Consider the following 24,211-nt stretch of genomic DNA (forward strand, 5'->3'; position numbering starts at 1 on the left):
GGCTCTGACACGTTAACTTATGTGTACCACATATTCTCTTTTAATAGGAGTGTGAAAATATCACTCATGGATTTGTGTTAAACGAGTGTGGTTTTCTCCGCACCTGGTGCATTGAGTCCATAAAGTGTATACAATTTTTTCAGAGAACTCTTTAGGCGATACCTTAATAATTATTTGTTCATGATGATAGCAGTTCTTGCAGTAACTTTTTATTAAGGAACCCACTTCATATGGTTTCAAATTTTTCCTCCTCTCTAAGGTGAGAGAGGCAACAGTAGGAAGTTAATATTAGTATATTATAAAAATAATTTCAAGTTCTAATAAGTGCCTCTACCAAGTTATGAATTGAAGTAGAAGTTAATGAGGTGAATTCATTACTTTGGAAAAAGTAATTGAACAATTCACGCAGAGTGAACCATGGGAAGAAGATATATTTGTACTGGGAGGGATTTTATGTAAGAGCAGCAACCCAAGAAGACTTGATTGCTGTAGAGGGCAGTTGGAAGCAAAAATGACCATTACCTTTGTTCTTTTAGGTTGTTTCTAATACAGGGGAACTTGCCAGAAGCTTAACGCGAACACTTTGCCTTGTTTCAATGAAGACTAAATAAGGTTCTGCCTCGTACGGGAAATATTGTACTAATTCAGGCTTTATATTAAGAACTTCTAAGAGTTCCTGTTCATTCTTAAACGTAGCTAAGGGTAGAGTAGTCATTTCCCCGCTGCACTTGGTAAATAAGATCGTATGATAATGCTTACTTTTAAGGAAAAAAATTAAATCCATTATAACTCTCCTTGAGGCCAATATTATATTACTTTAACATAATAAATAGTCAAAAAATCAGGTTTTAAAGGATTGGAATTAATTACTACCATTACATGCCGGGATTACGACGAACGAAAGACAGAGCTAAATTTAAACTCTGTCCTTTGCCCTGTATAGAAATTTTATTAACGCTTTTCTTCTTTCTGACATTCTTTGTGGATTTCTAACTTTCTCTTCTCTAACTCCAGTTTCTTATCTTCTAACTCTAATTTCTTCTTCTTTAAGTCAATTTGGAGTACAAAATATAAAAAAATGAAAGTCAGAGCAACAATTACGGAAATAAAGAAAAATAGGTTCAAATTTATCTCCTCCTGGATAACATAAAATTTAGATGGCCTCTTCATCCAATCGTTTAATAGGGGGTACAAATAAGTAATACTATCACGTTCATTTCACTTTAGCGAATCTGATCTGCAAGGTTTTACTCCTTAATTAATCATCATTTCACAATATCTTAGCCTCACCTCCAACCATCATTCCTGTACCTGTTACATACTGATATAATAGAAGAACCAATACCATTTCCAATAAGGGAGCTGACGAACATGAAAGATGTTCTGATCCAGTATATGAAACGGTTCTCCGATCTCAGCGAGTCCGAATTAAAAAAACTGACTGAGAATGTTCTGGTGGCTGCTTTTAAGAAAGGAACGATCTCCTCTTACATCAGGGAGACATTCCCGACAAATGCTATTTTGTTTTACAAGGGTGTGTCCGGCAGTATGCTGTAGATGAAAATGGAAATGAGAATACGTACAATTTCTTTACCGAAGAACAAAGTGTGACGATTTTTAATCAGCACACGACTGATCAAACGTCTCCCTATTCACTCGGCTGTTTGGAAGACTGTACGCTTGTTGTAGGTGATTTAGCTACGGAGCAGGAAAGTTACGACATGCATCCGGTACTAGAGACCATGACTCGCAAAATGATGGAAGAAGATATGGGAACGATGAGGGATGATTTCTCAGCTTTCATCTCTTCGACCCCAGAAGAGCGGTATTATGGTTTGATGGAAAAAAGACCAGATTTAGTGGACCGTGTTCCCCAGTACCAGTTGGCAAGCTACTTGGGAATCAAGCCGGAATCTTTAAGCCGTATAAAGAAACGGGCAGCAGCGAATCATCTGAGGATTGTGGAGTAGGATTCGTCGTCCAAAGTCAAATTTCTCCCTTTCAACAATAACCATATACCAAAACCTAATTCTCCAATGAACATGGGGATCATAAGAATTAATTCCAGTATCCCTGTAAAACGTTCCATTTGTGGGATAAAACCGTACATGAAATGAATGAACGAGTAGCTGATTCCCGCTAAAACGAGTAAAATGCTGATGACTTTTGGTATTTTTCTTGTACCCAAGGCGATCAGGCCGACTGCGATAAGATGAAGACCGAATATCATTAATCCAAATGACCAGATGGCTTCAAATGCTGTGATGGAAGCCATGACGTGGTGTGCTAAATCTGCCGCAGAGGTTTGAACTATGCCATTGGCTATAACAAGATGGGAAACCGCAATGGCTAGAACGGCTGTGTAAAGTAAACGAAGCCAGCCGGCCAGTAAGGCATAACCAGGCTGAAACGGCTTTAAGAACACATAGAATCCCCATGATACGATTAAATCCGTGATGATAATGATCAGCCAACCAAGCACCTCAAGTCGAAACAGGAATGGAGATGCTAGGATATTTTTTAATGTAGCGGCCGCATCTCCATCTATGACTAATGAACTGTGAAAATACCCGTGAGCAATGAATGCAGCCAATGTCATGACAAGTAAGGCGACACCTGAAAAGAAAGCTCCTTTCTGCTGCATGTTCTGATTCATTGTTCTCCTTGATTTCATATAAGGACCTCCTCGAATTTGCTTTCATACCTATTGTATTTTGCCTGAGGAAGAATTTCCTTGACTTAAATCAAGGAATTGGTGTTTTTAAAATTTTTGGCAAGTGAATTTCAAAAAGTGCACGGAAAATACTTGGACTTGTAACTTGAAGGGTACTGTATAGAACAAGTACGTCATAAAAAAGAAACTCTAAACTTCCTTCCAAGGACAAGGAGGAGTTTAGAGTTTCTTTTTTTATTAGTGAGAGCATTCATTAAATATTACTTCTTTTTAACTGTATTGAGGTACTTTCTTAGAATTAATTTGTTCATGACGAATGGTGGCCTGGGCTGCTGCAAGCCTTGCAGAAGGAACACGGAAAGGGGAGCAGCTTACGTAATCCATGCCTAAATCAAAGCAGAACTGGATCGATTCCTTTTCACCACCATGCTCGCCGCAAATGCCTGTTTTTAGGGTGGACTTTGTTTTACGCCCCAGTTTCACACCACTTTCCACAAGCTTTCCTACGCCTTCCTGATCTAATGAAACAAATGGATTTCTTTTTAGCACATCACGATCTACATAATGCTGGAGGAACTTGCCCTCGGCATCGTCTCGGCTGAATCCAAACGTGGTCTGCGTTAAATCGTTGGTTCCAAAAGAGAAGAAGTCTGCCTCTTCGGCAATTTGATCGGCTGTTAGCGCTGCACGCGGTGTTTCAATCATGGTTCCAATCAAGTAGTCGAATGTCTTTCCTGTTTCTCCCTGAATTTGGTCCCCAATCGTAGTTACCAGCTGGCGCATTTTCTTAAGTTCATTCACATGGCTGACCAAAGGAATCATGATTTCGGATGTAACGTTTATTCCTTTGTCCATCACGTTAGCCATTGCGTTAAAAATGGCTTTGACCTGCATTTCGTAAATTTCAGGGTGTATCATACCTAAGCGGCAGCCCCGATGTCCTAACATCGGATTCGATTCTTCCAATAACCGTACTTTCCGTAACAGGTTTTGTTTTTCTTCTAGCTCGGATGAATGAGGATCGGTCAGTTGCAGTTTTGTCACCTCAACGAGCAGTTCTTCTTTGTCCGGCAAAAACTCATGGAGGGGTGGATCCAATAAGCGAACGGTGATTGGATGTCCTTGCATCGTTTCAAATATTTGTTCAAAATCCTGTTGCTGCATAGGCAGGAGTTTGTCCAGAGATTCCTTACGTTCAGCGGTCGTTTCAGAAAGAATCATGCTTTGTACCGTAGGGATGCGTGAGGCGTCCATAAACATATGCTCTGTACGACAAAGCCCAATGCCTCCTGCTCCAAATTCCAGGGCTTTCTCAGCATCGACTGGATTATCAGCGTTTGCTCTGACGCCCATTTTTGCTTCTTCGTCCGACCAGCGAAGCAGGAGCTGGAATTCATCTGAAAGCTCTGGTTCGATCATTGGAATTTCGCCCAGGAAGATTTCTCCTGTTGAACCATCGATCGTAATCGTATCCCCGTGATTCACCGTCGTAGACCCTGCGATAAACTGTTTGGATTCTAAGTGAATCTTTATAGAGTCGCAGCCGCATATACATGCTTTTCCCATCCCTCTAGCTACAACAGCGGCATGACTGGTCATTCCACCGCGACTCGTAACGGTAGCCTGGGCAGCCACGATTCCGTGGATATCATCAGGTGTAGTCTCAGGTCGGACAAGGATAACCTTCTTTCCATCCCTGGATAGTTCTTCAGCTTCATCCGCATCAAAGACAACTTGGCCGGTGGCAGCGCCAGGGGAAGCGGGTAAGCCTGCTGCGAGTTGCTCTCGTTTATGTTCAGGGTCGATCCGGTGGTGAAGCAGCTGATCAAGTTGATCTGGATCCACACGCAGAAGGGCTTCCCGTTGATCCATGATCTTTTCTTTTACCATTTCCACAGCGGTTCGAATGGCTGCCTGGGCTGTTCGTTTCCCTGTCCGTGTCTGGAGGATAAACAGATTTCCACCTTCAACGGTAAATTCAATATCCTGCATATCCTTATAATGGTTTTCTAACAGCTGACAAGTCTCGACTAATTGTTGGTAGACATCTGGCATATCCTCCTGAAGACTGGCAATCGGCTGAGGGGTACGGATCCCTGCCACCACGTCTTCTCCCTGAGCATTGATTAAGTATTCTCCATAAAGCTTAGACTCGCCGGTGGATGGGTTACGGGTAAAAGCCACTCCTGTACCCGAATCATCTCCCATATTGCCAAACACCATGCTCTGGATATTGACGGCTGTACCAAGATGGCCAGGGATATGGTGCAGACGGCGATATAAAACAGCCCGCTGATTATTCCATGAATCAAACACGGCATTAATGGTAAGGAAGAGTTGTTCTTTTGGATCCTCAGGGAATTTTCGTTTAACTTGCTTAAGTACAATTGATTTGAATGCTGCAATCACCTGTATCCAATCTTCAGCGGTTAGCTCGGTATCGGAATGGTAGCCCTTTTCTTCACGGAAATCTTCTAATCGTTGTTCGAAAAAGTAGTTATCTACATCAAGGACCACATTACTGAACATTTGGATAAACCTGCGATAGGAGTCATAAGCAAATCGAGGATTGTTTGTAAGCTCTGCCATTCCTTCTACTGTGTCGTCATTCATTCCAAGGTTCAAAACGGTATCCATCATGCCCGGCATGGAATGGACGGCACCTGAGCGAACAGAAACGAGGAGCGGATTGGCTGGATCGCCTAATCGTTTGTCTGTTTTAGTTTCAAGAGTGTGAAGGGCTTCTAATACTTGGGACTCGACCTCTTTTGAAATGACCTGGCCTGCATCATAATAGGCATTACAGGCTGCGGTTGTAATGGTGAAGCCATAAGGAACGGGTAAACCAATACGGGTCATTTCAGCTAAATTCGCGCCTTTTCCACCCAGAAGTTCTTTCTTTCCTTTTTCGGATTGATCAAATAGGAATACAAATTGGTTATTCATTGTGCAAAGCTCCCCCTTTTATTAAACATGGCTAATATAATATCAGCTGTCTCTTCTATAGCTTTATTAGACACATCAATGATCGGACAGCCGATTTTTTTCATGATATTTTGCGCACAATCCAGTTCTTCAAAGATACGCTCTAATGAGGCATAGTTTGCAGCGTTGGTTAAACCCAGACTTTTCAATCGTTCTCTGCGGATGTCATTTAACTTTTCTGGTGAGATGATGAGTCCAACGCACTTTTTTCTTGGAATTTGAAAAAGTTCTTGAGGAGGTGGGAGCTCTGGGATGAGAGGTACATTCGCTACTTTAAACTGTTTATTGGCTAGATACATAGAGAGTGGAGTTTTAGATGTTCGAGATACTCCAATGAGAACAATATCGGCTTGTTTTAAGCCACGTACTTCCTGCCCGTCATCATATTTCACAGCAAATTCAATGGCTTCCACTCTTTTAAAATAGTTCTCATCCAATTTTCTCATTTGCCCGGGTTGTAGACTGGGCTGCATATCGAATGTTTGAGCAAACGCATCCATCAGAGGATGCATTAAATCAACAGCCATAATTCCTTCTTCTAAAGCTCTGTGGTCAAGATATTCTTTTAAATCCTGAAGGGCAATGGTGTAAGCGATAATGGAAGGACTATACTTCGCATTCGTAATGACATTGTTTATATCCTGGATGTCCTCGACATAGGAAAAGTGCTTTATTTCGACTTCTTTTCCAAAAAATTGACTGGCGACAGCTTTGACCATTAGTTCAGCTGTTTCCCCGATCGAATCTGATACGACAAAGACCGTTTCTTTTTTATTCACTATCCATCTCCTTATTCTTAACGTAATAGAATCAGCCGTAAGAAACGGCATGAGTAAGTATAGAACCCTTCCTTTGTGGAAGTGTTCATTAATCATTATGTCATACTATTTATCAATTAAAATGGTAATGTGACATACTATTTGTATGAATAGTATCGTATCACTGTTTGTGATTGGTTTCAATAGAAAGATAGCTAATTGTTTGAAAGTATTTTTCTGCAGATTGTAGAGGCGAAGTTAGTTAAGAGGAACTATAGGTGAATAGGGACCCTGACCCGCTGAAGCTTTAACACAGTCGGGGCAGGACATCGTAACCCTGAGGTATCCAGTCGCACTAAATAGATGGAGGAGGAGATTCATGTGGATGGAGGTAGTACTGCAATCCAGTTTCTCTTATAGTTCATTTATGAAGTGAAATGTGTTTAAATAGCATTACCAATAAAATCCTCCAATTATTAATAAATCTGCTATATTTTTGGGGGCGTTTTTTATTTTTATAACCCCAGGGCAAGAAAGTAATAAGCTTTTCAGTCATACGTCCCTCCTGAGATTGGTATCTATACATCCATCATGAGGGCTTAAATGTGCCTATTAACAAAAGATAACTAGAGTGATCCATAAACAAGGAGGGCAAATATAATGAAGAAAATCGGTGTATTAACGAGTGGAGAAGATGCTCCAGGCATGAATGCTGCCATCCGTGCAGTCGTAAGATCAGGTACTTATCATGGCATGGAAATGGTGGGAGTAAAGCATGGATCGTATGGTGTGATTCATGAACTATTCGAGGAAATAAATGAAAAGTCGGTCGGCTCGATCATGCAACGGGGAGGAACCATCCTGCAGTCGTCTATAAGCGAAGAAATTTATACAGAGGAAGGTCTGCAGAGAGGAATAGGGAACTTGAAAAATGAAAATATAGAAGCGCTTGTTATTATTGGCGGTAGAGAGGCTCTAAAAACCGCCCAGGCCTTCAGTAAGTTCGATTTCCCCTGTGTGGTCATACCTGCCACCATTGAAAGTAATATTCCAGGGGTGGATTACACGATAGGTTTCCATACAGCCCTCAACAACATTATCCATTACATAGATCGAATTCGGGACACCGCATCGTCTCACGAGAAAACCTCCATTGTTGAAGTAGCGGGGGAGGATGCGGGAAATATAGCGTATTATGCTGGACTGGCCGGCGGCGCTGAGAAAATATTAATTCCAGGCTGGAAAGAGGATGCAGATTATATTATTCAACAGATCAAGGCTGGAGATGAGAAAAGATACAGCATTATTGTGATTGCGGAAGGGAGTATAAATGGGGAGGATTTCAAACGCCAATTGAAAGAGCAAGCAGGAGTGGAGTCGCGTTTGATCGCTTTAGGCGATACCCAGCGCGGGGGCGCGCCCACAGGAATCGATCGAATTTTAGCCAGCCGGCTGGGAGTGTTTGCAATTGAATCACTGCTGAATCATGAATCAAGTAAAATGGTTGGAATTTACCACAATGAACTGGTGAGTTATGATTTAGATGAGCTTCCTTCTCATAAGGCTGATATGGGCGAAAGTATGTATCAGTTGTTTAAAAAACTATCCTGATATGAATTAAGCTAAAAAAGGGTTGGTATACCATAAAAAGCCAAAAATCTTCCTTAAGATCGCAAACTTAAGGAAGACTTTGTGTTTGGTCTATAAATGTGGGCCTGATCCTTTACCTAAGGAACAGGCCCATACTTTTAAAGATTATTCCCTAATGATTATGGCAAAGCAATTAATTAGATGCTCGCCCTTCAGTTAAAGAAATTTTCCATTTCGAAATACTGTAATAATGGAACTGTTCTTCCTGCTCGATCCCAATTGTTGTATTCGCTGAAAATCCAATCCAAATCGTTATTAGCTCGAACTTCTACTAAGAACTCTACAATAAGATAGCTTCGCCAATAATCAAACATTCTATGAGTCAGGCTACTACTTTGAGGAAAATTGCTTTCCAGTTCGTCTAAAGAATGCTGCCCATATTTATCCTTGAAAATTTCCACTAATTCTACCTCAATATTCGTTAATTCTTTAAATTCAGCGTTATCTAATAAGTGTTTTCTCGAGAGATAATTACACATTCCTTCTTCAAACCAGGTATTTAATTTACGATCACCATCGAACTCCTCAACGAAGAGGTTTGCATGGTGGGTCAATTCCTGTGCCAATATAGTGAACAAACAATCATCAGAACAATGAGCAAAAAAGTCCTCTACTTCTGAAATATTCAGCCCTTCTACTTGTTCTGCCAATAACCTTCTCCATGCCGATAGGTCAGGAGAAATGTAGATCACATCACCCTCTGTATAGGCTGGGACCGGGACCTCAGAAAAAAAGGTCGTCGCTAAATTTTCACTGGTCCAGACTATTCCTTTTGGCAAAGTATTTAAAGCGTATTTTTCTTCCAATACCTGTTGATAAGTTTTTAATTTTTCAGTAAACTTTTCAATGGTATCTTGATGTTTCATATATTCTTCCTGCGATTCAAAAGCATATATTTGTTTCATTTGAAATTCTCCTTTACTTCCATCACCCCGCACGCGTACAACATTTATTACGACAGCCTAGAAATCCTTTTATTTTTTGCCACCAAAAAAGGCGCTTCAGTACTCCTGAAAGCGCCTAGCCTTATCTAAACGGTTAGCCCAGTTCATGAGCTCCCACTAAAATTACGTGCCACTAATGAATTTTTATCCATTTTCATCATTCTTCGACCAAATCTGTCTAAAGAATGACTATAAATACATTCTAACATGCTATAGCATTAATTCCCAATTAATCCCTTTATTTACTATTTCAAACATAAAATAGAGCACCTCAGTAGATATCCAGATACATAGATGTTACATTGAATGAATCTTCTCAAAAGAAGATAATTCGTAAGTAAAGGGGTGTTCCCATGATCGAGTGGATTTTATCCAAGATTACTAAAAAGAATAATCCTATCCCAAATAGAACAACGATTCATGCTTTACCTCCAAAGAGTGATAAAAATAAAACGGAGCAAGAAGATGGTTATGTGAAGGACTGCGATTTAGGGTGGTGCTAAGCACATAATTTATACAAAAAGCCAATATGCCCACAAGGGCATATTGGCTTTTTGTATGTTCGTAAACATAAGAACATCATATTCATATTCCATTCAGGAAGAATGGAAGAATCGGTTTTTACAGCTGCTTCGGGCTCAGCGTAACCTGCTAGAGTGACGTTGAAGTTAGAAGGCGCATACTTTCTCAGTGGCCGGGTAATTTTCCAGCGTATCCATGTCCCTCTCTTCTTTTCGAATTAAGAACCGTTGGTGGATAAGCAAGCTCTTCCCTCTTTATAAACTGGATAGGATATAGACCACTTGGTAAAATCAAGCGTCTAATTTTCTGCATTACTGGGTTTTTCGTAACTTGTATCATCACAAACTCATACAATAATTTATACGTCATAAAGACTTTACCGGGCGTGGCCTACTATTATGATTTATTGAAGTGAGCTGCTTTCAAAGAAGTAGTTAGATTATAGAAAGGAGTAGGGGAAGTTGTGAATCCGGATTTATGTGAATTACTAGCAAATGATGGGTTTTTACGTTGCTATTTAACCGATACTGCAGGAAGCCCTGTTGATGAAATTAGTTGTGAAGAACAAGGGAATCGGGAAGATATTTCTGTTCAATTGCCTGATGGAGAACAAGTCATTCTTCAAAAGGTAACGATACGTAAACAAGGATATGTTGTCGTTGAAGTGGAGGATGAAGATACTTTGTGTGTGTCTGAACCCATCCCGTTTTGCTTTTTTGAATATGTGATACTGTGCGCACCTGCAGGTACAGAAGTGGTTTGCAGCGTGACGGAGTTCGATTGTCAAGCATGTGTGAATTGTCTTGACGGAGCTTTTGAATCTTTGGATATAAACTTCTTGATCTGCCAAAGCATTCAAACCGTCGCGGATGTGTTGGTGGAACACGAGGTTGGTTTTTGCTTGCCGAGGGATGTGATCGTTCCTGATCGTTGTTCTTTTACGATGCCAAATCAGTGCCCAGTTATTTTCCCTGGTCAAATGATAGACTTAGAGGTTAATTCAAAAGATACGTTGGAAAATGAATGTAGCACTTCTACAGTTTCACCAACTCTAGCGCAGGTTCAAGAGGTGGCTTGTCTATCGGTGATGAGAGTATATGATTGGATCGTCCAACAAAGCGATTTTAAAAAGACCATTCCTGCTGGGGACGTGGAATTTAGCTGTTCTCCGTGTGACATCCATCTGTTTGTTCCGGCAGATATTCTTTGTGATCGATTCCTTAGTGGTAAGGTGATCTGTGGTGATATCGACCCTGTAGAAGGAGCAGAAGTTACCTTCCGTGCTGAACCAGCAATTGTAGATTTCACGCCTGACTCTGTTTTTACAGATGAGTTCGGTAATTTTGAAGTAGAGGCTATTGTCCCAGCCGTAACAGAACCAACAGATGTCGTGATTACAGCTGAAACTACAGTAAATGGTCAAATGGTTTCTACCTCTTTGCCAACCATTGTTCAATGCTTGGCTGACCCCTGTATCATCGAGTTGTTTTCAACAGAACAAATCTTTTGCGATGGTTTTGTGGACGGCAGGGTCCGCTGTGATGGAAGAGTTATCGAAGGTGCTGTGGTGACGTTAGAGAGTAGTGATCCTGCGGTTACTTTTGATCCAAATCCTGTTTTAACCGGTTCACATGGCAACTATTTCGCGGGTGTAACGGTGGCTGATGAAACACCGCCTACTCTTATTACCATTACCGCTTCCACTACTGTAGAAGGTCAAATGATTTCAGCTTCCGTAGAAATTCTCGTGGAGTGTGATAGCCCATGCCCTTAATTATTAATGTGCCTCAATTGATTACTTGTAATGCAGTTATTACCGGTAATATTACATGTGGTGAAGGCAATCCTATTGAAGGAGCGGAGATATTCTTTAGTGATTTCCCAGAGGATGTTGTATTTTATGACCCTAACCCAGCCATTTCAGATATTAATGGAGACTTTTCTACAACCGTAACGGTTCTTCCAGGAACTCCGCTTGTATCTATTGATGTGAGTGCTATCACAGAAGTGGAAGGAAACATTATTGAAACCAATGTAGGGACACAGGCGGAGTGTCCAACTGTTGAATGTCCGTGTAAATTCAGGATCGGCATTCAAGGAAACCGAGCGCAGGCAACTGTAGAAGTTTTGAATCAAGGAGCAGCATCGAGCTTCAGTGGTACGATTAATGTGACAGCGGTCCAATGCTTTACAGCCAGTACTAACTGTAATCCAGCTGTGGATAACTTTAATGTAACGTTTGGTTCTGGAGGAACGACCATTAATTTTATTCAAGGACGAAGAATTGAAATCGACTGCATTAACGATACCTTTGCCAGAGTGCGAGGAACGGCTTTAGGAACTGGGAATTTGTTTCAAGGTTTGTTTGAAGTAGCGATTGAGGTGACCGTTGGAGCAGGTAATATAGGAACGTGGACGATTCTAGCAAATGACAACATGGGACATACGTTTTCAACAACGTTCACTGCTCGAATGAGTCCGATCACGTCGATTGGGGAATGCGGCTTACAGTTTTAAAAACATCAATTTTTCTACTAGTGAAGAGAAGGTTTAGGCGTCTTTTCTAGAAAAGAAGCGGAGCGCATTGTTCAAAAGGCATAGGAGGAAGTAAGGTTTATCAAGCGGCTATTAGCTAAAAGATGAAAAAGGTCACAGCGGTAACAGGCTGTGACCTTTTTTGCAGTCTAAACGGCGAACTCTAAGTCTTCATACCCATAAGGTTCACCGGGAACTTCAGTTAGTATTATTTCATATTACTTAGGTAGAAGGAAGTTCCCTACCATTATATTCTACTTACTTTAGAATACCTTTAATTTCTATCTATGCTTATAAAGAGTAATGATTACTATTTACAAATCGTAATCATTACGATAGAATAACCGTGTGATTAAAGAAGGAGGGAAATTCTAATGAAACATATATTACGTACATCCATGCTCGTTATACTTATTATCATTCTAGCTGCGTGTGCAAATGATGAGGCGACCAGCAATGAAGAAGGCAACAAAGACGAAGGTGCAGACGAGGAACTAAAGATTTTTACAACTGTTTATCCGCTGCAGTATTTTACTAAGCAAATTGCAGGAGATCAAGCTTCGGTGGAATCCATACTGCCGCCTGGATCGGATCCGCATACATATGAACCCACGACTAAAGAGATGGTGGAAATTGCGGAGGCGGATGCATTTATTTATAACGGCGCAGGGTTAGAACCTTACGCCAAGCAAATCTCAGATTCTATTAAGTCTGAAGATATAAAAATCCTGGAAGCTGCGAAGGGAATCGACTTAGAAGCACACGTTCATAACCATGAAGAAGAGGGAAACGAAGAAGGTGCTCATGAGGGACATAACCATGGGGATCAAGACCCGCACGTCTGGCTCGACCCGATCAGCTCTGTTCAATTAGCTGAACACATTAAGGAAACGCTTGTGGAGCTAAACCCTGAGCAAGAAGAAGCCTTTACTAAAAACTTTGAGGAACTCAAAGGGGAGCTTGAAATCTTAGATCAGGAGTTTCATAGCCAGCTAGAAGATTTACCTCAGAATAAATTTATTGTTTCGCATGCCGCTTATGGATATTGGGAGCAGGCTTATGGGATTGAACAGATTGCCGTGTCAGGTCTGAGCCCTACAAACGAGCCGTCACAAAAAGAACTGGAAAATATTATCGAAAAGGCTGAGAAGCATAACTTGAATCATGTATTTTTCGAACAGAATGTAACACCGAAAGTCGCCGAAGTTGTCAGGAAAGAAATTGGAGCTGAAACCTTACGTCTTCACAACGTAGCTGTATTAACCGAGGAAGACATTAAAAATGAAGAGACTTATTTGAGTCTCATGAAGCACAATTTAGAACAATTAACTAAAGCATTATCTAATTCCAAATCAGGCGATTCTTCTGAAAGCGAAGAGCAGAGCGACAGCGACCATGGTCATAGTCACGGGGGTGATGAAGAAGCTCAGAAAATCTATGATGGTTATTTTGAAGACAGTCAAGTGAAGGACCGTCCGCTATCGGATTGGGAAGGAGACTGGCAGTCCGTTTATCCTTACCACGAGGATGGAACACTGGATGAAGTGTACACTCATAATGCGGAAGATTCCGAGGACATGACTGCAGAAGAGTATAAAGAATACTACGAGAAAGGCTACAAGACGGATGTAGACCGAATTGTCATTGATGGAGCTACCGTCACCTTTTATAAAGATGGTGAAGAAAAATTCGGCGAATACACGTCTGATGGATATGAAATTTTGGCGTATGAAGTAGGAAACAGAGGGGTAAGGTACATCTTTAAGCTTAAAGAAGAGAAGGAAGGACTTCCTCAGTATATTCAATTTAGCGATCATAGTATCGATCCGACAGATGCTGATCATTATCACCTGTATTGGGGCGATGACCGCGAAGCTTTATTAGATGAAGTTACTCACTGGCCTACCTACTATCCGTCCGATAGGAGTGGCGATGAAATTGTTCATGCCATGATGCAGCATTAATAGTAGGGATGCCCTTTGGAAGCATCCCATAATAGGTAGCTGAAGACCAGCGCCATGGTCTTCAGCTTCTTTTAGTTTGCTGGCTGGACTGCGCGCATGACGCCTTTATGGTAAAATCATTCTTTAAGGGTACCTTAGGCGTCTCCAGGAGAACCGCTTAGGTACAACAAGGAATTAGGATCTGGAGGTTTTTACATGGATAATAACGACATCGTTATAAGATTAAGATACGCGCTTGATATAAAGGATCAGGATATGGCAGAGATCTTTAGGCTGGGCGGCGAGAATCTCACTACCGAAGAAGTCGGTAAGGTGCTCACCAAATTAGAGGATATCGATGAGGAAGAAGAAAATGAAGATTACATTAAATGTACGAACAGTATGCTGGAATCGTTCTTGAATGGACTAATCACGTTCAAACGAGGGCCTCAGGAACCGAAACCCGGACAACCCAATAAGCCCGACCGTTCGATTAAGAATCAGTCCAGTGTGAATAACGTCATGCTGAAAAAAGTGAAAATAGCGCTCAAATTAACGGCCGAGGATATTATCGACATTCTGGATGAAGTGAATGTGAAAATTACGAAAGGGGAAGTCAGTGCATTGCTTCGAAAAGAAGGGCACAAGAATTATCGTCAGTTTGGTGATCAGTATGCGCGGAATTTCCTGCAGGGATTGACGATTAGGTACAGAGGTTAATCTTAAGAATTAAATTATCGTTGAAGCAAATGGTACAGTTCTCTGTTTAATGGAGACCGTGCCATTTGCTTTTTTTAGGAGTTGTTATGTATTCCTGATGTATTTTTTTATATAAGTTCTCATCTTTTTCTAGGTTGATTTCACTAAATTGTTAATGAAACAACCTACTAAATCCTTCGATCGTCTGGTATAACTATAAGTAATGGAATGAAACATATCCCAGTACTATTGGAGGAGATAAAATGAAATTTAAATCTATACTTTTTCTTCTGCTTATGATGGTCATCCCATTTCAAGTGGAAGCTCATACTCATTTAGAAAGCTCAGAACCTGAAGCAGGGGAGGAAATCTCTGCTGAAAACCCAACGATTACGCTAACGTTTGATTCAGCTGTCCAAGAGCCGAATGTTATCAGAGTGACGGACGAGACAGGGGCGGAAACAACAATTGAAAATATTGCTCATTCTCCGGAAAATGTCATTGAAATCACGCTTCCTGAAGAAATAACCGGAGGAGAATTGGACTTATTTTACAGCATTGTTGGCGCAGACGGACATGTGATGGAAGACGAACTTCCTTTTACTTATGAAGGTACGGAAGAAGCTGAGGCTACAGAAGACACGGAAGAAACTGCCCAATCTGAAAAAGAAGCCGAAGAGCAAGCTGAAGAACAAGCGGCAGCGGAAGATACAGAGTCTGAGTCGCAGGAATCCCAGACACAGGAAACAGAAGAAACTCAAAGTGAATCTGCGGAAGATTCTCAGTCCTCTTCGCTTATGCCTGTGCTGATTGTTGTGTTGATTGGTGTCGCTGTGGCTGGATTTTTAATAGTTAGGAAGAAAGGATGATTTACGCGTTAACGAACGGAGGGTTGTATGTATGCTTCTCTATTCTATTAGGGACGAACATACTGGCTCTTCTTTCTCCTGCCCATAAAGTGGAGATTGCGATCAGAAGACATATCTTAACCCTCCTGGCAGTACTTATCCCTGTCATTACTATTATCCCTGTCCTGGAACTTACGATGACGCTGGATGGGTACAGAGACACAGGGATCTTATCAAGTTTTATCCATGTGCTGACGGAATTAGACTCAGGACGAGTGTGGGGAATTCTTCTACTTCTCGTTCTTTTCTATATTGGTATAAACCTATTTTCGACACAGAGTAAGGGAACTTACCTCGTAGGAATATTTTTAATTGTGTCTATGATATTCGTTCATTGTACGTCCGGGCATGGGGCTAATATCGAGGGGTACAAAGGCACTTTATATCACACGTTTCACATGCTTGCGGTTTGCGCCTGGGCTGGCATTTTATTAGTGGTCAGCTGGTTTTCCTCAAATGATGAGAATTGGCGACCGTTTGTTCATTGGTTTACGCGCTTTGCAGTAGTCAGCGTATTGATTCTTACGATAACAGGGATTATCATGAGCTTTCTTTTTACCGAGAGTATCGTATCTTCCTGGACTCTCCCTTATGGGCAAGCGCTTTTGATCAAACATCTGTTATTCTTTGCTATGCTCACCTTTGCCTTTATGAATGGATTTCTAATCAAAAAGAAAGTGGAAAATACTCCTTCTTTTTCTCCCCGAAAATGGTGGAGAGCTGAAAGTTTTCTGATTCTGTCTATTTTCAGTGTGACGGGATTTATGACTGAGCAGGAGACCCCTCAAAATATTGCTCAATCATTAAGCAGGCAAGAACCATCTTTGCTGTTTCAGACGTTTACTTCTGTAGATGTCAGCCATGAGCTAATGCTTTCTCCTAATCTGATGAGTGCTCTTTTTGCATTCTTTTCATTGGTTTTCATAGCTATGACTATTTATTCTTTTATAAAAAGAGAATCAACGATGGCCGCATTATTCATGGTTGCCATGGCCGTGTTTAGTTTGTACGTCAGCCTCATGAACAGTGTGGCGCACATCGTATAATTTTGGGTACTATGAAAATAAATACTTCTCGTTAGTGAAACCATTCACTTATGGCATGTTGTGAATTTTTTATAAAAAGACTTATTAAGCTAAAGGGACGTTTACTTTAAGACTCAGTGTCGAGATATTGGTTATAAGGATGGTCCTTCGTGGGACGATTCCGCTTTCCGCGGGCATGTGCTGAGCTTCCTCGGGCTTAACAGCCCGCGGGATCTCACCGATCATGTTCCTCCCGCAGGAGTCTACATCGTCCCCCTCCGGACCTGGCCGAATCAGAAACTCGGAACCTAATTAAGATATCTACTGACGAGCAGAAAAGAGCGTGGAAATATGCGACTATTTTTATGCTATAAACATGTGGAATAGCCTGTCATGGGAGCATTTAAGACCAGTTAAGAACGAGAGCATTCTCTCTTCTGGGAGGGTCCGTTATTCTCCCGTAGCTGGTTTGGTGGGGAAATGGCGAGACTCCCATGGGAGAAGGGACTAGGTGAGATCCCGCAGGGAGTGAAACGAATGAGGAAGCTCACCGTTCCCCCATAGGAAAGCGAGTTATTTCCCCACCAGCCCTCTTCCACATAGAGTGACGGATCCCATTTATCTAGAAACTGAGTCTTGCAGTATCGGGAGCTTATCTTTACTATCAGCATAGAACTTTAAGAAAGCAAAGAAGGGATGAAGATCCTGCACGTGATCTTCGTCCCTTCTTTGTTTTGTTAGAGGCTTTTCAAAATCATACTAAAGCAATCGAAGCTGCATATAGTTATACAGTGAAAAGAAGGGGGAGAACGATATGAATGATCAGGCGCTGATCAAATATCTCCGTGAAATGGACACGTGGGCGAATCATATAGCGAAAGCGGATGCTTCCCGTAAAATTTATGAGGATCCATCTTTCCAGGAAGAAATAAATGAATTACTGTCTAACATTAAGGAATGGAACAGGGATGCTTCATCCTTTAATTTGGATAATGCTCACGAATTGAATGAGCTTGCTGAAAAGATCCAGAAACGTCTCGGCAGTCATGAGCGGCAGGGGAATGCTGTCCCGATCGGAGGCCATCAATTACCGCCTCTTCCGTATGGTTACGCAGCCCTTGAGCCGTATATCGATCGACGGATGATGCAGCTGCATCATGATAAACATCATAAGAGCTATGTGGACGGTTTAAATAAAGCGGAGATTGAGATGCAGAAGGCTAGAAAAAATAATAATTACGATTTAATTAAGCACTGGGAACGTGAAGCAGCATTTAACGGAGCGGGACATTATTTGCACACGATCTTCTGGGAAATTATGAGTCCAGAGGGCGGCGGAAAAGCGGGAGGAGATCTTTTAAAGGAAATCGAAAGCAGCTTCGGCAGTTTTCAGAAGTTCAAAGAACACTTCTCTGCAGCTGCAAAAAAAGTAGAGGGCTCGGGCTGGACCATTCTGGTGTGGGCTCCCCGTTCTCACCGGCTTGAAATATTGCAGGCGGAAAAGCACCAAAACTTAAGTCAGTGGGATGTGATTCCCTTGCTTCCGCTCGACGTGTGGGAGCATGCGTACTACCTGCAATACGAAAATGATCGAGGGGAAATACGTGGACAATTGGTGGAACGTAGTGAACTGGGAGGCTGTTCAGGATCGTTATAAGAAAGCGAGACAAGTGAAATGGAAGAAGTTTTGATATAAACAAATCCATACATGCGTTAAAATATTCAAGGTTACAGGCAGAAACTCAACCTGGAACCTTGAATATTTGTTTACCGCAAGTAAGGACCATCTACGACTCCATCATTGAGCGCAGGTTTTTCCAAATCCAGCTATTCCTCCAGATTGCGAAGTCCATGCAACTCCAGGATGCTAAAGAAATTGTAAAAGGAATAATGGATATATGTGAAAATGTGTGCTGTGATATTTGTGCTCATTTTGGTATCTCGATTAAAACTTAGAGGGGGAGTGGAGGGGTATTTGTCGAGGATCATCTAAAACTACTTTACAGGTGTTGCTGGAATCTCCGACTGTTATAGGTGTTTTTAATGAAATTGGAAAAGCTTCCGGTTCGCAGAGGGTATCCTATCGTTTATTGTTTCTCGCACGAACTATATAAATTAATATCGGAGAGCGATTCATATATGATCCATATATAACGCCTTAACTTTCTTGTTATTTAATCAGTACCATTATTTTATTATGCCTATTTATCTTTCTGAAGTAGGAGAGAAAAAAACCTCTACTCCCGGCAATGGATTCTAACAATCTGGTTTCTTGGAACATGGCATTTGATAAATGTCCATCAAAAATATTGTAAAGTAATAAAAAATACAAATCGACTAATTCGGTGTTGTTAAGTTTTTCATAAGAAGTATTAGCATTAGTCAGAAATTATCCTCCTCGAATTTGAATCAAGTATAATGGGCTGTTACCTACGTATGGAATGGTTAAACAAGAGATTTTTAGATGAAACTAAATAGGGAGAAGGATTATTTCATATTATTACAGGATTAAGGACCAATTTAAATATTATAGAGGAATAAAAGCCTGTGATATGGAGGATGAATGAGCGAGGTTGAATAAAATAAAGAGCGTTTCTATAAATTCATCTTAATAAATATTACAAACTAATTTCATAATCTGGTAAATATTAATTATAAGAATATTCCACCTCAGGTCATCCAGGTTATGGATGACCTGAGGTGGAAGTTTATTCCTTATTCTTGTATTTCTTTATTTATAGAGGAGGTATTGTTCTCGGATGTTTTTGAAGCCTTTCAATTCTTTCTCCCAAATCTTCTGCATGCTTGAAACCGATTGGCCATTTTCAATTCCTTCACGGACCCAGCCGTTACCGATCAGATAGTCAAAGAATGAAATGCCAGAGCTGTTTTCTTCACGGAACTGGAAGTCCGCCGGATACATATCATGAATGGTTTTCACGAGGTGAACACCTGTAACGACAGGGTTGAACTTTTCGCGATCCATTACGTGCAGCTGAACTCCGTGCGTTAATTCACCAGCATGCTTCGAGAATGCCGGAGTAAACGAAGCTGCTCGGAATCTTACGCCAGGCAAGTCCAGTTTATTCATCGCCGCTGCCAGTTCTGTACTGTTAATGAAAGGGGCGCCAATCAATTCAAACGGACGGGTGGTTCCGCGTCCTTCTGAGACATTTGTCCCTTCAATCAGGGCAGCTCCTGGATAAACATAGGCTGTATCAACGGTCGGCATGTTAGGGGATGGAGCGACAAATGACATATCTGTGTCATTATAGTCCATACTGCGGTCATACCCGTCCATTTCAACGACCGTCAAATCAGCCCCAATATCATATTCATTATTGAAAAGTTTAGCAAGCTCACCGACGGTCATTCCGTGGCGCAAAGGAATCGGATAGTTCCCGACAAAGGACTTGTAGTCTGTATCCAGTACAGGCCCCTCGACTTTTTCCCCGCCGATAGGATTGGGACGGTCCAATACGATAAACGGAATATCGTTCTCCTGAGCTGCTTCCATGGCATATGCCATCGTGTAAATATACGTATAGAAGCGTGTACCTACATCCTGAATATCAAACATTAACACATCAATGTCCTCAAGCATTTCAGGGGTCGGTTTACGAGTTTTACCATAGAGGCTGTAAACAGGTAAGCCTGTTTGTTCATCCGTATAGAAGTCTACATACTCACCAGCCTGTGCACTTCCTCGCACCCCGTGTTCAGGACCATACAGAGCAGTCAAATCAACATCCTTATCGTTGTAAAGCAGATCGACAATGCTGTTCAACTCCTGATCGACACCTGTCGGATTTGTAATTAAGCCTACCTTTTTACCTTCAATCAGTGCTTTTTCTTCATCTAAAAGTTCTTCCACGCCAAGTTGGAAAGATCCATCGTGTTCTTCTTCATTTTCTTCCTCATCTTCATTTTCGTCTTCATCACCATGATCTCCATAGCTTAAGCCCGTACCAAATGGGAATAAGGTACCGCCATCTTGATCTGGAATGGCAACTGGTAACTCTCCGGATGGATCGTTTTCACCAAATAGGGTCTCCGCAGTGGCTTCAATACTCGCCGCTCTGAATCCGTATTGGGCGATAAAGGCGTCCACTTCCGGATAAGCCATGATGTCATATGGGTTACGGATGCCGATACCGATCACATCGCCATCGGTCGTGTTCATAACGTCGTGCATAAGCTGCATTTGCGGATGATCATCCGCGCGTGTAGATACATTGTATGTGTAGGTTCCTACAATAACTTTATCTGCTTCTTCCACCAGCTCTTTTTGCTCGTCTGTCAATGAACCCGAGCTGCTTTTAATAAGGGTGGTGTTCTCATGGTGCTGTTTCACCTGATCGGCTAATTCTTCACTGAATGAATTTCCGATAACCACTAGTTCTTTATCTTCGTCCAATTCAAGAGGGAGGACGTTGTCGTTTTTGACTAAAGTGGTAGAACGTTCAGCCGCTTTTTCTTCCACTTGCTTATGGGTTTCACTTCCCACAACTTGTTTGGCCTTTTCAATTTTCTCATCTACAGGTGTTGGGTTCTCTGACTTGATAATGCCGCGATTTAATTTTAACGTCAAAATGCGCTCCACAGATTTGTTGATGGTGTCCATCTCAATCTCTCCGGAATCAATAGCGTCATAAATGCCATTCGCCACTTTTTCCAGACCGACAGGCATCAGTACGATATCTGTACCAGCATTAATGGAACGGATAACCGCATCGACAGGGCCAAAGTGATCCTGTATGGCGTTCATGTTTAGAGCGTCTGTAATAACTACCCCTTCAAATCCCATTTCCTTGCGCATCAGACCGGTCAGGACTTTTTCGGATAAGGTGGCAGGTAAAGCAATTTCCGTGCCGTCTTTTTTCGATGTCACTTTCGTGTCATCAATCTTCGGGAAGGTGACATGAGCTGTCATTACAGCGTCAATCCCCGCATCCATTGCTTTTTGGAAAGGATACAGTTCTACTTCTTTCAAGCGTTCCTTATCATGTGGAACTTCCGGCAGTCCCAGGTGGGAATCGACAGCTGTATCTCCGTGCCCCGGGAAGTGCTTAGCAGTTGCGGCCACACCCGTTTCCTGCAGACCTTTCGTGTAAGCTACGCCCATTTGAGCCGTAAGCTCAGGGTTTCCACTGAAAGATCGTACACCAATGACCGGATTATCAGGATTGTTGTTCACATCTACCACAGGAGCAAGGTTCATATTAATACCTAGAGAAGACAACTCCTCACCAATTGCTTGTCCAACATTTTGAGTGATTTCCTCAGAACGTGTGGCACCTAAGGCCATGTTTCCGGGAAAGTCCGTACCTGATTGTAATCTTGTTACGATCCCGCCTTCCTGGTCAATCGTCATAAGTAAACCGTATTTTTCAGCGGCCGCCTGATAATCGGATACAAGTTCCGCGGTCTGTTCTGTCGTCACGACATTCTCACGAAACAATATGACTCCGCCAAGGTGATACTTTTTCACTTGCTCTTCAATTTCCGGCAGCATTTTCGTTACATTTTCTCCGTCCCATTTTCTAAAGTCCGGCATCAGCATCTGGCCGACTTTTTCTTCCATCGTCATATTTTCAAGTGCGTGAGATACAAGGTTGTAACGATCGCCTTTTTCTTTAATAAGGTTCTTACTTATATAGGCATCTCCATTATCACGCTTTGGTTTGGCGTGCGCCGCAATCCGATCCGTATGATCCCCGTTCGTAACCGAGATCCACGCTCGTCCCGGCTTGCCGGTAAAGGTAATCGTTCCATCCTGATTGACTTTTGCTACTTTCGGGTTTTTCGAAGACCACTTCAGTCCTTCGTTCACCTTTTTGAAATAACCGTCCTCGTAGACATGTAAAGCGCTAAGGTCAAAGCTGTCCCCTTCTACATTTACATCCGACTGCGGAACATTTTGAAGGATGATCAAATCAGACTTGTTTCCCTCATCTGATGCCGTCGCCTTTGAATTTGCAAACATCGACGGAAGCAGCATACAAATGGTCAGCGTCACAATGAACATCCATTTTCCCATTTTTCTCATTCATCATTCCTCCTTAAATTTATCTATTTGAAAAAGGTGGACCGCTATGTAAAAGATCCAGCTTTTGCAAAACATCAGAGATTATGTACGAGATCATAGGTGATAGGTGTGTTGAAAAGAAGACTAAAGAGAGGATAATTTTTGAAAGCGTTTTCAATATGTAACAAAAGCGTACCGTATATATTATATAGTCGTCTATACCACTTTTGGCCCTGTCTGCCTCTATTGGTCTATTTTTCCATACCTAAATTCCTGCGACATAGGGACCGTTTTTGAAATATCGTGTCGGTAATATATAAATAATATAAAATAATAAGTTGAAAAACCAAATTCTGTATGACCTGAGGTGGAAAAAAATGGATGACCTGAGGTGGAATTTTATACCATATAAATTAATAAATAAAGAGAAGCGGGGGAGGTTCCTGCTTCTCTGGTCGCTGCTAGTTTCGCCGCTTATACTTCTTTAAAATTAATGGAACTAATTCGGTCTGTATTCGGATTATAAACGACTGATCCCTGAATATTGGTCGTTTCCTGAGGGGATGTCATGACAAATTTAAAGACTTCTCGAATTTGTCCTCCGTTTACCTGATTTTTACTAACCTTACTATAATCCGTTACGTTATAGTTCGGGTAGGCTGCCTGAATGATTTCAAGCAAGTATTTCCCCCACTTTTCTTCCTCGAGCTCAGGAGAGGCAGTAATATCTACATTAATAATGCCTAAATCAATATTGGCACCGAGAGCTTCAAAAGCTTTTCTATGGAGATTTATTTTATTGGCTGGATAATTCGGCACTTTGTCGACCACCGTTACAATTACGACTCTTCCGTTCGAAACATTACGCACTTTGATTGCCTGACCGCATTGGTACGGGGAATTGCTTCCTACAGCCGCGGTCATATACTGGTTGTTGGACCAGGGAATGCCGCATTGGGTGACGGCTCCGCCTTCGGTCCATGTGGCCTGACCTCGAACAGGTTGTCTGTAGTCATAATAACTTTGATGGTTCGGAAAGTAGTCAGGATGAGGATGACGTGAATAAGAAGGCTGTTGATAATGGGCAGGTATATACGGATAGCCGTAAGGCCCGGGGTAATAATGAGAATGCATCCGCTTTCCTCCTTAATTTTCTTTAATATCCTCATTAGCCTATGCATACCCTCGTTAAGCTGTGAAAAAGGTGGCTTATCAAGCAAGTCTTTAAGGCATCCACCAGGTAATAAAGTTGATCAAGAAATTAAAATGGATAGGATTCTGGTTTGTTTTTCACAGTCTATGAACAGTCATCCCATTCAACTTAAATTATCACCCGGGCAATAGTTTTCCTCAGCATAATTGTGTCCAACGATAACTGATGTGGATAGGTTGCTTATCTTTCTATGGCAGCCGGATTCATAAACCATGAGGATAATCCATAGAATAAGTCCTTCTTAGGTAAGGAGATACAAAAATGATAGAAGAGGTTAAAGTATTTGTGTTAATGAATTGAGTGAAAAGTAGTATTTTTATAGTAAAT

At 41.6% G+C, this 24,211-nt stretch carries 15 protein-coding genes and 4 pseudogenes; 10 read left to right on the plus strand and 9 right to left on the minus strand.

The genetic code is table 11. The features are described 5' to 3' along the window. Positions 1 to 532 precede the first annotated feature (532 nt). Positions 533 to 784, minus strand: coding sequence for a hypothetical protein (locus tag HBHAL_RS07190; protein ID WP_041601246.1), 252 nt, complete (start codon positions 782 to 784; stop codon positions 533 to 535). A 167-nt stretch (positions 785 to 951) separates the two neighbouring features. Continuing rightward, positions 952 to 1,125, minus strand: coding sequence for a hypothetical protein (locus tag HBHAL_RS21390; RefSeq protein WP_158512357.1), 174 nt, complete (start codon positions 1,123 to 1,125; stop codon positions 952 to 954). A 246-nt stretch (positions 1,126 to 1,371) separates the two neighbouring features. On the opposite strand from HBHAL_RS21390, the pseudogene HBHAL_RS07195 reads away from it, so the two are divergent. Beyond that, positions 1,372 to 1,970 (plus strand): annotated as a pseudogene (locus HBHAL_RS07195) (Crp/Fnr family transcriptional regulator). On the opposite strand, the gene HBHAL_RS07200 reads toward HBHAL_RS07195, so the two are convergent. The 3 genes from HBHAL_RS07200 to HBHAL_RS07210 all read right to left on the minus strand — a co-directional run bounded on the left by HBHAL_RS07200 (position 1,949) and on the right by HBHAL_RS07210 (position 6,438). Continuing rightward, positions 1,949 to 2,674, minus strand: coding sequence for a DUF4386 domain-containing protein (locus HBHAL_RS07200; protein ID WP_014642704.1), 726 nt, complete (start codon positions 2,672 to 2,674; stop codon positions 1,949 to 1,951). The pseudogene HBHAL_RS07195 and the gene HBHAL_RS07200 sit on opposite strands and share 22 nt — an antisense overlap. A gap of 270 nt (positions 2,675 to 2,944) precedes the next feature. Then, positions 2,945 to 5,620: a pyruvate, phosphate dikinase gene (gene ppdK, locus HBHAL_RS07205; protein ID WP_014642705.1), complete on the minus strand. Its 2,676-nt coding sequence runs from the start codon at positions 5,618 to 5,620 to the stop codon at positions 2,945 to 2,947. Continuing rightward, positions 5,617 to 6,438: a pyruvate, water dikinase regulatory protein gene (locus HBHAL_RS07210; RefSeq protein WP_014642706.1), complete on the minus strand. Its 822-nt coding sequence runs from the start codon at positions 6,436 to 6,438 to the stop codon at positions 5,617 to 5,619. The genes ppdK and HBHAL_RS07210 overlap by 4 nt, the downstream gene beginning before the upstream one ends. 639 nt (positions 6,439 to 7,077) lie before the next feature. Here HBHAL_RS07210 and HBHAL_RS07215 point away from each other — a divergent pair. Next, positions 7,078 to 8,028, plus strand: coding sequence for an ATP-dependent 6-phosphofructokinase (locus HBHAL_RS07215; protein ID WP_014642707.1), 951 nt, complete (start codon positions 7,078 to 7,080; stop codon positions 8,026 to 8,028). A 191-nt stretch (positions 8,029 to 8,219) separates the two neighbouring features. On the opposite strand, the gene HBHAL_RS07220 is transcribed toward HBHAL_RS07215, so the two are convergent. Continuing rightward, positions 8,220 to 8,972 carry a hypothetical protein gene (locus HBHAL_RS07220; protein ID WP_014642708.1) on the minus strand — a complete coding sequence of 251 codons (753 nt, stop codon included), beginning with the start codon at positions 8,970 to 8,972 and terminating at the stop codon, positions 8,220 to 8,222. Positions 8,973 to 9,364: 392 nt separating this feature from the next. Here HBHAL_RS07220 and HBHAL_RS21395 point away from each other — a divergent pair, with 392 nt between their 5' ends. The 8 genes and pseudogenes from HBHAL_RS21395 to HBHAL_RS07255 all read left to right on the plus strand — a co-directional run. Continuing rightward, complete coding sequence (locus tag HBHAL_RS21395; protein WP_158512358.1) at positions 9,365 to 9,514, plus strand: hypothetical protein; 150 nt, start codon at positions 9,365 to 9,367, stop codon at positions 9,512 to 9,514. A 482-nt stretch (positions 9,515 to 9,996) separates the two neighbouring features. Beyond that, the gene (locus HBHAL_RS07225) at positions 9,997 to 11,307 is read left to right on the plus strand and encodes a BMQ_0737 family morphogenetic spore coat protein (RefSeq protein WP_014642709.1); all 1,311 of its coding nucleotides are present in this window, start codon (positions 9,997 to 9,999) and stop codon (positions 11,305 to 11,307) included. Further along, entirely contained in the window at positions 11,298 to 12,050 is a 753-nt protein-coding gene (locus HBHAL_RS07230) for a hypothetical protein (protein ID WP_014642710.1), read from the plus strand. Before HBHAL_RS07225 ends, HBHAL_RS07230 begins: the two co-directional genes overlap by 10 nt. Positions 12,051 to 12,442: 392 nt before the next feature. Further along, a complete protein-coding gene (locus tag HBHAL_RS07235) occupies positions 12,443 to 14,032 on the plus strand; it encodes a metal ABC transporter solute-binding protein, Zn/Mn family (RefSeq protein WP_014642711.1) in 1,590 nt (529 codons plus the stop codon). A gap of 195 nt (positions 14,033 to 14,227) precedes the next feature. After that, positions 14,228 to 14,731 (plus strand): YehS family protein, encoded by a 504-nt coding sequence (locus HBHAL_RS07240; RefSeq protein WP_014642712.1) that lies wholly within the window; start codon positions 14,228 to 14,230, stop codon positions 14,729 to 14,731. Between the two features lie 242 nt (positions 14,732 to 14,973). Next, positions 14,974 to 15,579 (plus strand): copper resistance CopC family protein, encoded by a 606-nt coding sequence (locus HBHAL_RS07245; protein WP_014642713.1) that lies wholly within the window; start codon positions 14,974 to 14,976, stop codon positions 15,577 to 15,579. Continuing rightward, positions 15,576 to 16,664: a copper resistance D family protein gene (locus HBHAL_RS07250; protein ID WP_014642714.1), complete on the plus strand. Its 1,089-nt coding sequence runs from the start codon at positions 15,576 to 15,578 to the stop codon at positions 16,662 to 16,664. The genes HBHAL_RS07245 and HBHAL_RS07250 overlap by 4 nt, the downstream gene beginning before the upstream one ends. A 1,042-nt stretch (positions 16,665 to 17,706) precedes the next feature. Further along, positions 17,707 to 18,334, plus strand: a pseudogene (locus HBHAL_RS07255) (superoxide dismutase); the annotation flags it as partial. Positions 18,335 to 19,374: 1,040 nt separating this feature from the next. Here the strand turns inward: HBHAL_RS07255 and HBHAL_RS22055 are convergent. From HBHAL_RS22055 to HBHAL_RS07265, 3 genes and pseudogenes are all read right to left on the minus strand, one after another. Continuing rightward, a pseudogene (locus HBHAL_RS22055) lies at positions 19,375 to 20,529 on the minus strand (exo-beta-N-acetylmuramidase NamZ family protein); the annotation flags it as partial. A gap of 66 nt (positions 20,530 to 20,595) precedes the next feature. After that, positions 20,596 to 22,644: pseudogene (locus HBHAL_RS21950) on the minus strand (glycoside hydrolase family 3 N-terminal domain-containing protein); the annotation flags it as partial. Between the two features lie 501 nt (positions 22,645 to 23,145). Continuing rightward, on the minus strand, positions 23,146 to 23,805 hold the full coding sequence (locus HBHAL_RS07265) for a DUF3889 domain-containing protein (protein ID WP_014642718.1): 660 nt from the start codon (positions 23,803 to 23,805) through the stop codon (positions 23,146 to 23,148). Positions 23,806 to 24,211: the final 406 nt, after the last annotated feature.

Origin of the sequence: Halobacillus halophilus DSM 2266 (assembly GCF_000284515.1) — a bacterium.
Taxonomy (GTDB): domain Bacteria; phylum Bacillota; class Bacilli; order Bacillales; family Halobacillaceae; genus Halobacillus; species Halobacillus halophilus.

Excerpts from the sequence above, each read along its gene's own strand:
- HBHAL_RS07190 (WP_041601246.1), bottom strand. The coding sequence starts at position 784 with ATGGATTTAATTTTTTTCCTTAAAAGTAAGCATTATCATACGATCTTA.
- HBHAL_RS07200 (WP_014642704.1), bottom strand. The coding sequence starts at position 2,674 with ATGAAATCAAGGAGAACAATGAATCAGAACATGCAGCAGAAAGGAGCT.
- ppdK (WP_014642705.1), bottom strand. The coding sequence starts at position 5,620 with ATGAATAACCAATTTGTATTCCTATTTGATCAATCCGAAAAAGGAAAG.
- HBHAL_RS07215 (WP_014642707.1), top strand. The coding sequence starts at position 7,078 with ATGAAGAAAATCGGTGTATTAACGAGTGGAGAAGATGCTCCAGGCATG.
- HBHAL_RS07220 (WP_014642708.1), bottom strand. The coding sequence starts at position 8,972 with ATGAAACAAATATATGCTTTTGAATCGCAGGAAGAATATATGAAACAT.
- HBHAL_RS21395 (WP_158512358.1), top strand. The coding sequence starts at position 9,365 with ATGATCGAGTGGATTTTATCCAAGATTACTAAAAAGAATAATCCTATC.
- HBHAL_RS07230 (WP_014642710.1), top strand. The coding sequence starts at position 11,298 with ATGCCCTTAATTATTAATGTGCCTCAATTGATTACTTGTAATGCAGTT.
- HBHAL_RS07235 (WP_014642711.1), top strand. The coding sequence starts at position 12,443 with ATGAAACATATATTACGTACATCCATGCTCGTTATACTTATTATCATT.
- HBHAL_RS07240 (WP_014642712.1), top strand. The coding sequence starts at position 14,228 with ATGGATAATAACGACATCGTTATAAGATTAAGATACGCGCTTGATATA.
- HBHAL_RS07245 (WP_014642713.1), top strand. The coding sequence starts at position 14,974 with ATGAAATTTAAATCTATACTTTTTCTTCTGCTTATGATGGTCATCCCA.
- HBHAL_RS07250 (WP_014642714.1), top strand. The coding sequence starts at position 15,576 with ATGATTTACGCGTTAACGAACGGAGGGTTGTATGTATGCTTCTCTATT.
- HBHAL_RS07265 (WP_014642718.1), bottom strand. The coding sequence starts at position 23,805 with ATGCATTCTCATTATTACCCCGGGCCTTACGGCTATCCGTATATACCT.